Source organism: Streptomyces sp. NPDC002057 (assembly GCF_040296665.1).
Taxonomy (GTDB): Bacteria; Actinomycetota; Actinomycetes; order Streptomycetales; family Streptomycetaceae; genus Streptomyces.
The window spans coordinates 148,528-162,020 of the sequence record NZ_JBEOXR010000002.1 but is presented as its reverse complement, the minus strand read 5'-3'; the positions used below and the strand labels follow the sequence as shown (position 1 = coordinate 162,020).

Here is a 13,493-nt window from a genome sequence, read left to right as displayed (position 1 = left end):
CCTCCGTGGTGCGGGGGTGGGGCTTGGGGAACTTACGCCAATGGGGCCGCTTACGCCGCGGCGAGCTTCGCGGCGGAGTCGGCGTCGACGCACGCCTGGATCATGGTGTCGAGGTCTCCGTCGAGCACCTGGTCCAGGTTGTACGCCTTGAATCCGACGCGGTGGTCCGAGATCCGGTTCTCCGGGAAGTTGTACGTACGGATCTTCTCGGACCGGTCGACGGTGCGGACCTGGCTGCGGCGGGCGTCGGCGGCCTTGGACTCGGCCTCCTCCTGCGCGGCGGCGAGGAGCCGGGACCGCAGGATGCGCATGGCCTGCTCCTTGTTCTGGAGCTGGCTCTTCTCGTTCTGGCAGGAGGCGACGATGCCGGTCGGCAGGTGGGTGATGCGGACGGCGGAGTCGGTGGTGTTGACCGACTGGCCGCCGGGGCCGGACGAGCGGTAGACGTCGATGCGCAGGTCGTTGGCGTGGACCTCGACCTCGACCTCCTCGGCCTCGGGCGTGACGAGCACGCCGGCGGCGGAGGTGTGGATGCGGCCGGCCGACTCGGTCGCGGGCACGCGCTGCACGCGGTGCACCCCGCCCTCGTACTTGAGCCGGGCCCAGACGCCCTGGCCGGGCTCGGTGGCGCCGTTGCCGCCCTTGGTCTTCACGGCGACCTGGACGTCCTTGTAGCCGCCCAGCTCGGACTCGGTGGCGTCGATGATCTCGGTCTTCCAGCCGACGCGCTCGGCGTACCGGAGGTACATGCGGAGCAGGTCGCCGGCGAAGAGGGCGGACTCGTCGCCGCCCGCGCCCGCCTTGATCTCCAGGATGACGTCCTTGTCGTCGCTCGGGTCGCGCGGGACGAGGAGCAGGCGGAGCTTGTCGGTGAGCTCCTCCCGGTCCTTCTCCAGCTGCTTGACCTCGGCGGCGAACTCGGGATCGTCGTGCGCCAGCTCGCGGGCGGTCTCGATGTCGTCACCGGTCTGCTTCCAGGACCGGTAGGTGGCGACGATGGGGGTCAGCTCGGCGTAGCGCTTGTTCAGCTTGCGCGCGTTCGCCTGGTCGGCGTGGACCGAGGGGTCCGCGAGCTTCGTCTCAAGGCCGGCGTGCTCGCCGACCAGGTCCTCGACCGCCTCGAACATCGGGGGCTCCTGGGGTTTTCGTCAGTTGCTACGGGGACGGCAAAGCGCCGGTCCCGGTCACCCGCGCGGGGCGACCGTGGACCGGCGCAGGGGCTCGCTACTTGGAGCCGGCGGCCTTGCCGAAGCGGGCCTCGAAGCGGGCGACGCGGCCGCCGGTGTCGAGGATCTTCTGCTTGCCCGTGTAGAACGGGTGGCACTCGGAGCAGACCTCGGCACGGATGGTGCCGTCGGTCAGGGTGCTCCGGGTGGTGAACGACGCGCCACAGGTGCAGCTGACCTGGGTCTCGACGTACTCGGGGTGGATCTCGCGCTTCAAGGTGTCTCCTAGTTTCGGGAGGGCTCCGGGTCGCCGCCGCGGATTGCGGCAGACGTGAACCGGGGCCGACGTACCAGTCTGCCAGGACCGGCCGTATCTCCCAAAACCGGGGTCGGGCCGCAGGTATTCCTGGGCGTCCCTGACGGTTCACGACCGTGGTCGGGCGGCTACTTCACGACACCGTCGGCCTTGCCGGTGGCCGCGTCCTTCGTCGCCGACGCGGGGATGGGCAGGTCCTTCCTCAGGGCCGTCCAGACCTGCCGCGACTGGGCTTCGAGGGGGACGACGCGGTTGGGGTCCCGGGGGTCGTACTCGACGGGCAGGGTGACCATGTGGACGTTCTGGGCGCCGATGCCGGAGAGGCCCTTGGCGAAGCCCATGAGTTCCTGGACCGAGTCGAGTTCGGAGTCGGGGGTGATGGCCTTGGTGGCGGCGTCGGCGAGGTCGAGGAGCTTCTTCGGGTTGGTGAAGACGCCGACGTCCTTGACCTGGTCGATGAAGGCCTTCATGAAGGCCTGCTGGAGCTGGATGCGGCCGAGGTCGCTGCCGTCGCCGACGCTCTTGCGGGTGCGGACGAGACCGAGGGACTGCTCGCCGTCCAGGGTGTGGGTGCCCGGCGCGAGGTCGAGGTGGCTCTTGCTGTCCTTGATGGCGGCGGTGGTGGTGATCTCCACGCCGCCGAGTTCGTCGATGAGCTTCTTGAAGCCCGTGAAGTCGACCTCGATGTAGTGGTCCATGCGGATGCCGGACATCGACTCGACGGTCTTGACGGCGCAGGCGGGGCCGCCGACCTCGTACGCGGTGTTGAACATGGCCCGCCGCTCGGCGGCGACGGCGGTGCCCCGCTGGTCGGTGCAGGCCGGCCGGTCGACGAGGGTGTCGCGGGGTACGGAGACGACGCTGGCCTTCTTGTGGCCCTCGTAGACGTGGACGACCATCGCGGTGTCGGAGCGGGCGCCGCCCTCGTCCTCGCCGTAGGCGCCGTTGTCGCCGGAGCGGGAGTCGGAGCCGAGGACGAGGATGTCCATGGAGCCGTCGTCGACGTCGTCGGGGCGGTCGGTGCCCAGTTGGGCGTTGATGTCGACGCCCTCGATGTTGCCGTCGAGCTTGACGTACACGTATCCGAGTCCGGCGCCGCCGAGCACCAGGACGGCTGCGGCCCCGGACGCCAGGATCGCCGTTCGGCGGCTGCGCTTGGCGGCGGGCTTGCGGCGGCGGCCGCTTCCCGCGCCGCCTATTCGGCCGCTCTTGCTCTGCTCGGTCATCGTCTTCCCTCGGCCCTCGGTTTCACCATGTGTGACGGCGAAGCACCCGAAAGGGTTGCATACGGGCCTGTGAGGTTTGGGTGAGCACAGCACCGCGCCCACCGTGCGGGGCACGGTGGGCGCGGTGTTTACGCAGGTCACGACAGGGTTACGGACGCGGGGTCCGACTTCCGTCGTGTGACGCAGCTCTCGCGTCAGTCGTTGCTGTTCCCTCCAGGGGTGGTCTTCTGGATCTGGAGGAGGAACTCGCCGTTCGACTTCGTCTGCTTCATCTTGTCGAGCAGCAGCTCGATCGCCTGCTGCTGGTCGAGCGCGTGCAGCACGCGACGCAGCTTCCAGGTGACGGCGAGCTCGTCGGCGCCGAGCAGGATCTCTTCCTTGCGCGTACCCGAGGCGTCGACGTCGACGGCCGGGAAGATGCGCTTGTCGGCGAGCTTCCGGTCGAGCTTGAGCTCCATGTTGCCGGTGCCCTTGAACTCCTCGAAGATCACCTCGTCCATGCGCGAACCGGTGTCGACGAGCGCGGTCGCGAGGATGGTCAGCGAGCCGCCGTCCTCGATGTTGCGCGCGGCACCGAAGAAGCGCTTCGGCGGGTAGAGCGCGGTCGAGTCGACACCACCGGACAGGATGCGGCCGGAGGCCGGCGCCGCGAGGTTGTACGCGCGGCCCAGGCGGGTGATCGAGTCGAGCAGGACGACCACGTCGTGACCCAGCTCCACGAGACGCTTGGCGCGCTCGATGGCCAGCTCGGCGACGGTGGTGTGGTCCTCGGCCGGACGGTCGAAGGTCGAGGAGATGACCTCGCCCTTGACCGACCGCTGCATGTCGGTGACCTCTTCCGGACGCTCGTCGACCAGGACGACCATCAGGTGGCACTCGGGGTTGTTGTGCGTGATCGCGTTGGCGATCGCCTGCATGATCATGGTCTTGCCGGTCTTCGGCGGGGCCACGATCAGACCGCGCTGGCCCTTGCCGATCGGCGACACGAGGTCGATGATCCGCGTGGTCAGCACGCCCGGGTCGGTCTCCAGACGGAGCCGGTCCTGCGGGTAGAGCGGGGTCAGCTTGTTGAACTCGGGGCGGCCGCGGCCGGAGTCGGCGGCCATGCCGTTCGCCGAGTCCAGGCGGACCAGCGCGTTGAACTTCTCGCGGCGCTCGCCCTCCTTCGGCTGACGCACGGCACCGGTGACGTGGTCACCCTTGCGCAGACCGTTCTTGCGGACCTGGGCGAGGGAGACGTACACGTCGTTCGGACCGGGCAGGTAGCCCGAGGTCCGGATGAACGCGTAGTTGTCGAGGATGTCGAGGATGCCCGCGACGGGGATCAGGACGTCGTCGTCGGCGACCTGCGGCTCGCCGGCCTGGAAGTCGTCACGGCCACGGCGCCCGCGACGGTCGCGGTAACGGCCCCGACGGCCGCGACGGCCGCCGGCCTCGTCGTCGTAGTCGTCCTGCGGGCCGGCCTGCTGGCCGCCCTGCTGGCCCTGGCTCTGGACCTGCTGGCCCTGACCCTGGCCCTGACCGCCCTGGCGCTGGCGCTGGCCGCCCTGGCCACCGCCCTGCTGCTCGTCGCCCTTGCCGCGGTCGCGCTGACGGTCACGGCGCTCACGGCGCTCGCCGCGCTCCCCGCGCTCGCCCCGCTCGCCGCGGTCACGGCGGCCACGGCCCTCGGCGCCGTCGACGGCGGCCTCGGCCTTGGTGTCGGTGCCCGCGTCGGTCCTGACCTCGGTACGGGCCTCGGTCTTGACGACCTGCGCGGCCTCGGCCTTGGCCTCGCCCTCCGGCGAACCGGCGGGGGCGGTGGCACGGCGACGACGACGCTCGCCCGCGGGCTGGTCGTCGGAGGCGGGCTGGCCCGGGATGTCGATCTGCTGCTGGGCGACGGCCTTCTCGGCCTTCTCCGCCTTGGGCTCGGCGGCCTCGGCAGCGGTCTCACCCGTACGGGTCTTGGAGGTGGCGCGGCGCTTCGGCTTGGTCTCGGCGGCGTCCGCGGCCTTGGCGGGGGCGGCGGAGCCTCCACCGGCCTGCGCCTCCTTGATGACCTCGATCAGCTGGCTCTTGCGCATGCGCGCGGTGCCCCTGATGCCGAGGCCGGACGCGACCTGCTGCAGCTCGGCCAGGACCATGCCCTCGAGGCCGGTGCCGGAGCGGCGGCGCCGTGCGGTGCCGCCGGTGGCAGCACCTGCGGCGGGCGCGGCGGCGTCGACACTGCTGTCGGCAGTCACGCCCATCAGATCGGTGGTGTCGCTCACGAAGGGTCCTTCCCTGGAGCGGACGTCGGCCATCTGGCTCGGCGACCGGTTGTGCTGTCCGGCAGCGGTCCCGTGTGGGTGGACCGTGTCCGGGGCGGTGGTCCCGCCGGGTACGGCGGAGAGAAACGTGCTGTGGGTCCGGCCCGAGCGCCCCCTGCTCGGCCCTCACTGGAAAATAGAGCGAGGGGTGTCGTGCCGGTTCCGGAGCGTGCTCGAAACTGCTCAGGCAGGCTGCTCAGGCAGTTGGGGAGGCTCCCGGAAGAATCGGTGGTCCCTGATGGGGACACTCAGCACCGCGCCACAAAGGCGCCGGGTGCTGACTTGAGGTTAACACTACCGGCTCCGACAAACATTCCCCCTCTCCCTCACCGGCAATCTCCTGTCCCGGACGCCGCCCGGCGTCCGGCCGCCGCGCGCCTAGGGCGCGAGCGGAAGGACGCTCGCTCCGGAGGCGTCGAGGTCGAGCCGGTTCGCGGCCCATCCCTCGCCCGCCAGTAGGGCGACCTTGTCGGCCGTCCCGTGTTCGGCCAGCGCGAGCACGGTGGGGCCGGCGCCGGAGATGACCGCGGGGACGCCGTCCGCCCGCAGCCGGTTCACCAGGGCGATGCTGTCCGGCATCGCGGGCGCCCGGTACTCCTGGTGCAGCCGGTCCTCGGTGGCCGCGAGCAGCAGCTCGGGGCGGCGGGTCAGGGCCTCGACGAGGAGGGCGGCGCGCCCGGCGTTGGCCGCGGCGTCCACGTGGGGGACGGTGCGCGGGAGCAGACCGCGGGCGGTCTCGGTCAGTACGGGCTTCCCGGGGACGAAAACCACCGGAACGATGGAATCCGAGGGATCCATCCTGATCGCCCGCGCGGCACCGGACTCGGTCCAGGCGAGCGTGAATCCGCCGAGGAGACAGGCGGCGACGTTGTCGGGGTGACCCTCGATCTCGGTGGCCAGCTCCAGGAGGGCGGCCTCGTCGAGCCTGGCGTCCCCGCCTATGGTCACGGCGCGGGCGGCGACGATGCCGGCGCAGATGGCGGCGGAGGAGGAGCCGAGGCCGCGGCCGTGCGGGATGCGGTTGGCGCAGACGACCTCGAGGCCGCGCGGCTGCCCGCCGAGCAGGTCGAAGGCCGTGCGCAGGGAGCGTACGAGCAGGTGGCTCTCGTCGCGCGGGAGCGTCTCGGCCCCCTCGCCGGCGATGTCGACGTGCAGTCCGGAGTCGGCGACACGGACGACGACGTCGTCGTAGAGACCCAGCGACAGGCCGAAGGCGTCGAAGCCCGGACCGAGATTGGCGCTGGTGGCGGGGACGCGCACCCGTACGGCGGCGGCGCGGAACGCTGGACCGGCCATCGCTCGATGACTCTCCTTGATTGCGACAACGGGTAGTTCAAGAGAAGTACTCGGAAACCCGGGGTCCGTTTCGGCCACGGAGGCGACAACGGCAACAACACCGCGCATATGCGTCGGGGCGGGTTCGGTACAGCCTATCGAAGGAAGGTTCTGCCGCGACATAGGGCGCACAGGAGGCGCACGATGCGTGTCGCGAGCCAACCTGTGCGCCTATGTACGTTCCTGATCGGGTTTCGATCAGTGCGTTTCCCCGCGCGGGGAACGGGTGCCGCTCCTCGCGCGGGGGTGGGGATCAGGCCAGGCCGAGGCGCTCGGCGGCGGCGGCCGCGTCGACCGGAACGGTGACCGGCTGCGGCGCGCCGGCGACGGCCCAGTCGGGGTCCTTGAGCCCGTTGCCGGTGACCGTGCAGACGATCGTCTGGCCGGGGTCGACCTTGCCCTGCTCGGCGGCCTTCAGCAGACCGGCGACCGAGGCGGCCGAGGCGGGCTCGACGAAGACACCCTCCTGGGCGGCCAACAGGCGGTAGGCGCGCAGGATCTCACGGTCCGTCACCTCGTCGATGAAGCCACCCGACTCGTCGCGCGCGGCGATCGCGTAGTCCCACGAGGCCGGGTTGCCGATGCGGATCGCGGTGGCGATCGTCGACGGGTCCTTGACGATCTCGCCGCGCACCAGCGGGGCGGAACCGGAGGCCTGGAAGCCCCACATGCGCGGGGTGCGGGTCGCCAGCCTGTCGGCGGCGTACTCGCGGTACCCCTTCCAGTACGCCGTGATGTTGCCGGCGTTGCCCACGGGGAGGACGTGGATGTCGGGCGCGTCGCCCAGCATGTCCACGATCTCGAACGCGGCGGTCTTCTGGCCCTCGATGCGGACCGGGTTGACCGAATTGACCAGCGCCACCGGGTAGTTCTCGGAGAGGCTGCGGGCCAGGGTCAGGCAGTCGTCGAAGTTGCCGTCGACCTGGAGGATCTTCGCGCCGTGCACGAGGGCCTGGCCCATCTTGCCGAGCGCGATCTTGCCCTGCGGCACGAGGACGGCCGACACCATTCCGGCGCGGACCGCGTAGGCCGCGGCCGAGGCGGAGGTGTTGCCGGTGGAGGCGCAGATGACGGCCTGCGCCCCCTCCTCCTTGGCCTTGGAGATGGCCATGGTCATGCCCCGGTCCTTGAAGGAGCCGGTGGGGTTGGCGCCCTCGACCTTGAGGTGCACCTCGCAGCCCGTGCGCTCGGAGAGGACCTGAGCGGGAACGAGCGGCGTGCCGCCCTCACGGAGCGTGACGACCGGCGTCGTGCCCGTGACCGGAAGGCGGTCCCGGTACTCCTCGATGATGCCGCGCCACTGGTGGGTGCCCTTGTGGGTCATGGGTCCTTTACTCCCCTTCAACACGCATGATGCTGGCGACACCGCGCACGGTGTCGAGCTTGCGCAGCGCCTCGACGGTCCCCGAAAGGGCCGCGTCGGGCGCGCGGTGGGTGACGACGACGAGGGAGGCCTCGCCGTCCTTGCCCTGCTGGCGCACCGTATCGATGGATACGCCGTGCTCGGCGAAGACCGTCGCCACCTGGGCGAGGACGCCCGGCTTGTCGGCCACGTCGAGGCTGATGTGGTACCGCGTCACGACCTCGCCCATGGAGCTCACGGGCAGCTGGGTGTACGCGGACTCGCCGGGACCGGTGGTCCCCTCGAGCTTGTTCCGGCAGACGGCGACGAGGTCGCCGAGGACGGCCGAAGCGGTCGGAGCGCCACCGGCGCCGGGGCCGTAGAACATGAGCTGCCCGGCCGCCTCCGCCTCGACGAAGACCGCGTTGTACGCCTCGCGGACGGAGGCGAGCGGGTGGCTGAGCGGGATCATCGCGGGGTGCACGCGCGCGGTGACCGAGCCGCCGTCGGCGGCGCGCTCGCAGATGGCGAGCAGCTTGATGGTGCAGCCCATCTGCTTGGCGGAGGCGAAGTCGGCGGCGGTGACCTCGGTCATGCCCTCGCGGTAGACGTCGTCGAGGCGCACGCGCGTGTGGAAGGCGATCCCGGCGAGGATGGCGGCCTTGGCGGCGGCGTCGAAGCCCTCGACGTCGGCGGTCGGGTCGGCCTCGGCGTACCCGAGGGCGGTGGCCTCGTCGAGCGCCTCGGAGTACCCGGCGCCCGAGCTGTCCATCTTGTCGAGGATGAAGTTCGTCGTTCCGTTGACGATGCCCATCACGCGGTTGATCTTGTCGCCGGCGAGGGACTCGCGCAGCGGCCTGATCAGCGGGATCGCGCCGGCGACGGCGGCCTCGTAGTAGAGGTCCTGGCCGTGCTCCTCGGCGGCGGCGTAGAGGTTCGCGCCGTCCTGGGCGAGGAGCGCCTTGTTCGCCGAGACGACGGAGGCGCCGTGCTCGAAGGCGGTGGTGATGAGGGTGCGGGCCGGCTCGACCCCGCCGATGACCTCGACGATGACGTCGATGTCCCCCCGTTTGACGAGGGCCGTGGCGTCGGTGGTGATCAGCTCGGGCGCGATGCCCTCGCGGACCTTGTCCGGGCGGCGGACCGCCACGCCGGCGAGCTCGACCGGGGCGCCGATGCGCGCGGCGAGGTCGTCGGCGTGCGTCGTCATGATGCGCGCCACCTCTGAGCCGACCACTCCACAGCCCAGCAGCGCCACCTTCAGCGGACGCGTACGCATCATCCGACCTCTTTCTCGTCCTACTTCGTATCTCTACGGTCGTATCTCTACGGTGGAACCAGTCTCACTCACCGGACGGGGGTTTCCGCCCCTCGTCCGGATCCTGAGACATCTATTTCATCACTCGACTATTTCATCATCCGACGTCGAGGCGCAGGAGATCTTCCTCCGTCTCGCGCCGCACGATCACCCGCGCCTCGCCGTCGCGGACGGCGACGACGGGCGGCCGGAGCGCGTGGTTGTAGTTGCTGGCCATGGAGCGGCAGTACGCGCCGGTGGCCGGCACGGCGATGAGGTCGCCGGGCGCCAGGTCCGCGGGGAGGAAGGCGTCCCGTACGACGATGTCACCGCTCTCGCAGTGCTTGCCGACGACCCGGGAGAGCATGGGAGCGGCGTCGCTGGTCCGCGAGACGAGGCTGACGCTGTACTCGGCGTCGTACAGGGCGGTGCGGATGTTGTCCGACATGCCGCCGTCGACGCTGACGTACGTCCGCAGCCCTTCGAGCGGCTTGATCGTGCCGACCCGGTAGAGCGTGAAGGCGGTGGGCCCGACGATGGCCCGCCCGGGCTCGACGGAGATACGAGGGGTACGGAGCCCGGCGGCCTCGCACTCCCGCGCCACGATCTCGTTGAGCGCCTTCGCGATCTCGTGCGGCTCGCGCGGGTCGTCGTCCGAGGTGTACGCGATGCCCAGGCCGCCACCGAGGTCGATCTCGGGCAGCTCGACGCCGTGCTCGTCCCGCACCTCGGCGAGGAGCTGGACGACGCGCCGCGCGGAGACCTCGAACCCGGCCATGTCGAAGATCTGCGACCCGATGTGCGAGTGGATGCCGATGAGCTCGAGACCGTCGAGCTTCAGGGCCCTGCGCACGGCCTCGGCCGCCTGACCGCCGGCGAGCGCGATGCCGAACTTCTGGTCCTCGTGGGCGGTGGCGATGAACTCGTGCGTGTGGGCCTCGACGCCGACGGTCACCCGGATCTGCACGGGCTGGCGGCGGCCGAGGGACTGGGCGACGTGGGCGACGCGGACGATCTCCTGGAAGGAGTCGAGCACGATGCGCCCGACGCCGGCCTCGACGGCCGTACGGATCTCGTCCTCGCTCTTGTTGTTGCCGTGGAAGGCGATGCGCTCGGCCGGCATCCCGGCGGAGAGGGCGGTGGTGAGCTCCCCGCCGGAGCACACGTCGAGGTTCAGCCCCTCCTCCTTGAGCCACCGCACGACGGCACGCGAGAGGAAGGCCTTCCCGGCGTAGAACACGTCGGCGTCCTTGCCGAAGGCGTCGCCCCAGGCGCGGCAACGGGCGCGGAAGTCGGCCTCGTCGAGGAAGTAGGCGGGGGTCCCGAACTCCTCGGCGAGGTCGGTCACGCTCAGCCCGCCGACGGTCGCGACGCCGCGCTCGTCCCTCTCGACGGTCCGGGACCACACCTTGGGGTCGAGGACGTTGAGGTCGGCGGGCGGCGCCGAGTAGTGGCCCTCGGGGAGGACGTCGGCGTGACGGGGCCCTGCGGGGTGGGCGGAACGGCTCATGTCTGTTCTTCTGCTCTCTCAGATCCGGTCGGGTGCGCTGATGCCGAGCACGGAGAGGCCACCGGCGAGCACCGTCCCGGCGGCTTCGGCGAGCGCCAGCCGGGAACGGTGGGCGGCCGAGGGTTTCTCGTCGCCGAGCGGCAGAACGGTGTGCTGGAACGCGAGCAGCGCGTCGGCGGTGGCTTCCAGGTGCCGGGCGACCCGGTCGGGGGCGCGGTGGCGGGCGGCGGCCAGGAGGACGGTGGGGTGGTCGCCGAGGAGGCCGAGGAGTACGGGGGCGTCGACGGGTGTCTCGTACGCGGGACCGAAGCCGAGCTGCGCCGCGTTGACGAGCAGCCTACGGACCCGGGAGTGGGCGTACCGGACGCGGAAGAGCGGGTTGCGCTCGTGCTGGACGAGGAGGGGCGCCCCGTCGAGGGGCCGGTCCTGCGGCGCGGGCCGGAGCAGGGCCCACCGGGCGGCGTCGACACCGAGCACCTCGGGCCGGTACTCCCCCGCCCGCACATGAACCCGCTCGCCCCCACCGAACCCCGCGTCGGCCCCCTGCCCCCGCAGCAGCCGAACGACGGTCGAGGTGACGATCAGGGCCCGCGACTCTGTCAGGTCGGCGGGGCGGGGGGTACGGGCGGTGCCAGTGGTGCGGGTGGTGCGGGCAGGCCCGGCCGGCTCACCCAGGCCATGGAGGTCACTCCGCTCACCGAGGCCACTCGGGCGGGCGAGGTCGTCCGGGCCGGCGAAGCGGACGGGAGCGGTCCCGGCGAGGGCGGTGCCGCTCCCGTACGCGCTCCCGGCCTCGCGGATCGCGCGCACGAGCTCGGCGCCGGCGTCGCGGCGGAGGGTGAAGTTGAGGAATCCGGGCCCGGTGATCTCGACGCCCCGGAGCCCGGGGGCGTCACGGAGGCGTTCCCGAAGGATCCCGGCCACGTCGAGGGCGGTGCGCCCGGCGGGCCGCGCGAGGGTGAGGGCGATGTTGCTGGCGTACTCCCCGACCCCGCCGGGGCGGGCCCGCTCGACCTTGACGACCGGGGGTACGTCGACCCGCAGCGCGCCGTCGTCGACCGCGCGGCGCACGGCGTGCAGCACGGTGAGGGAGAGGTCCGCGGGGGTCACGGGACAAGCGTAGGGGAGGAGGGGGGGCGGAAAGCGAACCGGTTTCGCCATGCGGGCACCCTGGCCGCGACGGGGCTCCACGGCCCAGGAGACCGGGCTCAGTGCGGACGGGTCGCGCTCCCGGCGCGTCGGGGCTCCTGCCGGCCGTCGACTGCGGCCGGTTCCTCTCCCCCGTCGGGCCCGGCCGCCTCCGGCCGCTCACGCCGCTCGCGGTGCATCAACTGACGTACGACGAGCACCAGCTCGGCGGGTTCGAAGGGCTTGGCGAGGAACGCGTCGACACCGGAGGCGGCCCCACCGGCGACCTCGTGCTCGCCGCAGGCGCTGATGATCGCGACCGGGAGATGACTGGTCCGCGGATCGGCGCGTAGCCGCTCCGCCGTCTTGATCCCGTCCAAACGGGGCATGACGACGTCGAGGGTGACGACATCAGGACGAACCCGATGTACGACATCCAGACACTCGGCACCATCGGCCGCGGTCACGACCTCGAACCCCTCGAGTTCGAGATTGACCCTGATCAACTGCCGGATCACCTTGTTGTCGTCGACAACGAGCACCCGGCCGGGCACGCCTGACACACGAACGAGAGTAGGCCGCCCCCGACGGCCGCGTCCGGGTTTTACCCACTTCTGACCCGTGCGGGGGACCGAGCCCCTGGTGACACCCCGGAAATACCTGTTCACAGCCACTCCCGCAGAGCTGGTAGGGTTCTACCCGTCGCCGCCGAACGCGGCGGACGCCCCCGTAGCTCAGGGGATAGAGCAACGGCCTCCGGAGCCGTGTGCGCAGGTTCGAATCCTGCCGGGGGCACTTCGCTAGAAGTGCCACACAGACCCCGTCAACAGCGGAAACGCTGAGGACGGGGTCTTGTTGTGTGTGCGGGCGTGAGCAGGGCTGAGCGGTCGCATGTCGGGGTCCGCGGACTATTCGTGGACAGGATCTCGCGGCATCAGCGCAGGTCGGTCCAGGGAACGACGAAGGCGCCCGGACAGCTCCAGGGGTCTTGCAGTCGGTGGCGGATCACCCTCTGATCTCTCGCACCAGGACGTCGTCCTCATCGCTCAGTTCCAGCTCGTAGGGCAACCCGAAGTAGCTGAGAAGCCGCCCCAGATCATCAAGGCGAGCAGGGTCGACAACGCCGTTGAGCAGTACGTTCGGGCCGTCGATCGGATCGATCTCGATCTGACACCAGCTGGTCTCCAGCTCGTAGCCGTGCCAGGACGATGAAAGGGAGTTCCAGCCTGCACCGACGAAGCGAGCAGCCACGGCGGAAGCGTCACGGCAACCGCGGAGCATGCCACACACGTTGTTGCCCAGGTCGATCCACTGGCGATCGAGCGTCGGCCCTTCATCGGATATGTCCACGCCCGGAGTATGCAGCAGGTGGCCAACCGCACTCACTCGTACTCCCTCAGGAGATCTTCGATGCGCCGATTCGCCACCTCCTGGCAACCGTCCAGGCACTTCGCGTACCGGCTCAGCAGCACCTCCACACTGTTGCCGGCTCGCTCGGCGACCTCGGTGGCGTCCACGCCCGCGTTGAGCCACGTGGAGAGGGCAGAGTGCCGGAGATCGTAGGGGCGCCGAGCGAGCGGGGAGGCGACAGCGGCCAGCGGGAGCGCGAGCGCGCGGGCTTCCCGCCACGCCCGGTAGTACGTCGAAGAGGAGACCGCTCCCCCGTTCTCGCTGAAGAACAGGCGTCCGTCCTCGGCCGTCCCGAACGTCTCGATGTGCTCCTGGAAGACGGACACGAGCCGGTGCGGGATGGGCACCCGGCGGACGTCCTCGGTCGGCCGATTCTTCAGGCCGCGGTTGTCGCGGCTCTCACTGTGTCCGTCCACTGCTTCCCGACGCTCGGGCGAGTCCGGTGAAGCAGTGCGGAGCCCCAGCCGGAGTT

The 13,493-nt window shown here is 70.8% G+C and carries 12 protein-coding genes and 1 tRNA gene; 1 reads left to right on the top strand and 12 read right to left on the bottom strand.

What is annotated here, in order from left to right; translation table 11 throughout:
• Nucleotides 1-50: 50 nt before the first annotated feature.
• The 10 genes from prfA to ABT129_RS02515 all read right to left on the bottom strand — a co-directional run bounded on the left by prfA (nucleotide 51) and on the right by ABT129_RS02515 (nucleotide 12,174).
• On the bottom strand, nucleotides 51-1,127 hold the full coding sequence (prfA, locus tag ABT129_RS02560) for a peptide chain release factor 1 (RefSeq protein WP_351895605.1): 1,077 nt from the start codon (nucleotides 1,125-1,127) through the stop codon (nucleotides 51-53).
• A gap of 97 nt (nucleotides 1,128-1,224) precedes the next feature.
• Complete coding sequence (rpmE, locus tag ABT129_RS02555) at nucleotides 1,225-1,443, bottom strand: 50S ribosomal protein L31 (RefSeq protein WP_351895602.1); 219 nt, start codon at nucleotides 1,441-1,443, stop codon at nucleotides 1,225-1,227.
• A 167-nt stretch (nucleotides 1,444-1,610) separates the two neighbouring features.
• Entirely contained in the window at nucleotides 1,611-2,708 is a 1,098-nt protein-coding gene (locus ABT129_RS02550) for an LCP family glycopolymer transferase (RefSeq protein WP_351895600.1), read from the bottom strand.
• 194 nt (nucleotides 2,709-2,902) lie between these two features.
• Nucleotides 2,903-4,960 carry a transcription termination factor Rho gene (rho, locus tag ABT129_RS02545; protein ID WP_351895598.1) on the bottom strand — a complete coding sequence of 686 codons (2,058 nt, stop codon included), beginning with the start codon at nucleotides 4,958-4,960 and terminating at the stop codon, nucleotides 2,903-2,905.
• 417 nt (nucleotides 4,961-5,377) lie between these two features.
• Nucleotides 5,378-6,295: a homoserine kinase gene (gene thrB, locus ABT129_RS02540; RefSeq protein WP_351895596.1), complete on the bottom strand. Its 918-nt coding sequence runs from the start codon at nucleotides 6,293-6,295 to the stop codon at nucleotides 5,378-5,380.
• Between the two features lie 292 nt (nucleotides 6,296-6,587).
• A complete protein-coding gene (gene thrC, locus ABT129_RS02535; RefSeq protein WP_351895595.1) occupies nucleotides 6,588-7,658 on the bottom strand; it encodes a threonine synthase in 1,071 nt (356 codons plus the stop codon).
• A 7-nt stretch (nucleotides 7,659-7,665) separates the two neighbouring features.
• Nucleotides 7,666-8,955 carry a homoserine dehydrogenase gene (locus ABT129_RS02530; protein WP_351895915.1) on the bottom strand — a complete coding sequence of 430 codons (1,290 nt, stop codon included), beginning with the start codon at nucleotides 8,953-8,955 and terminating at the stop codon, nucleotides 7,666-7,668.
• 136 nt (nucleotides 8,956-9,091) lie between these two features.
• Entirely contained in the window at nucleotides 9,092-10,483 is a 1,392-nt protein-coding gene (gene lysA, locus ABT129_RS02525; RefSeq protein WP_351895592.1) for a diaminopimelate decarboxylase, read from the bottom strand.
• 18 nt (nucleotides 10,484-10,501) lie between these two features.
• The gene (gene nrtL / locus ABT129_RS02520; RefSeq protein ID WP_351895590.1) at nucleotides 10,502-11,593 is read right to left on the bottom strand and encodes an ArgS-related anticodon-binding protein NrtL; all 1,092 of its coding nucleotides are present in this window, start codon (nucleotides 11,591-11,593) and stop codon (nucleotides 10,502-10,504) included.
• Nucleotides 11,594-11,691: 98 nt separating this feature from the next.
• Nucleotides 11,692-12,174, bottom strand: coding sequence for a response regulator (locus ABT129_RS02515; protein WP_351895588.1), 483 nt, complete (start codon nucleotides 12,172-12,174; stop codon nucleotides 11,692-11,694).
• 160 nt (nucleotides 12,175-12,334) lie between these two features.
• Between ABT129_RS02515 and ABT129_RS02510 the strand changes: the two genes are divergently transcribed.
• Nucleotides 12,335-12,406: transfer RNA gene (locus ABT129_RS02510), tRNA-Arg, on the top strand.
• Between the two features lie 210 nt (nucleotides 12,407-12,616).
• Here ABT129_RS02510 and ABT129_RS02505 read toward each other — a convergent pair.
• Together ABT129_RS02505 and ABT129_RS38030 are read right to left on the bottom strand one after the other, a co-directional pair.
• Nucleotides 12,617-12,961: a hypothetical protein gene (locus ABT129_RS02505; RefSeq protein WP_351895586.1), complete on the bottom strand. Its 345-nt coding sequence runs from the start codon at nucleotides 12,959-12,961 to the stop codon at nucleotides 12,617-12,619.
• Between the two features lie 32 nt (nucleotides 12,962-12,993).
• Nucleotides 12,994-13,368, bottom strand: coding sequence for a hypothetical protein (locus ABT129_RS38030; protein ID WP_502981627.1), 375 nt, complete (start codon nucleotides 13,366-13,368; stop codon nucleotides 12,994-12,996).
• Between the last annotated feature and the right edge of the window lie 125 nt (nucleotides 13,369-13,493).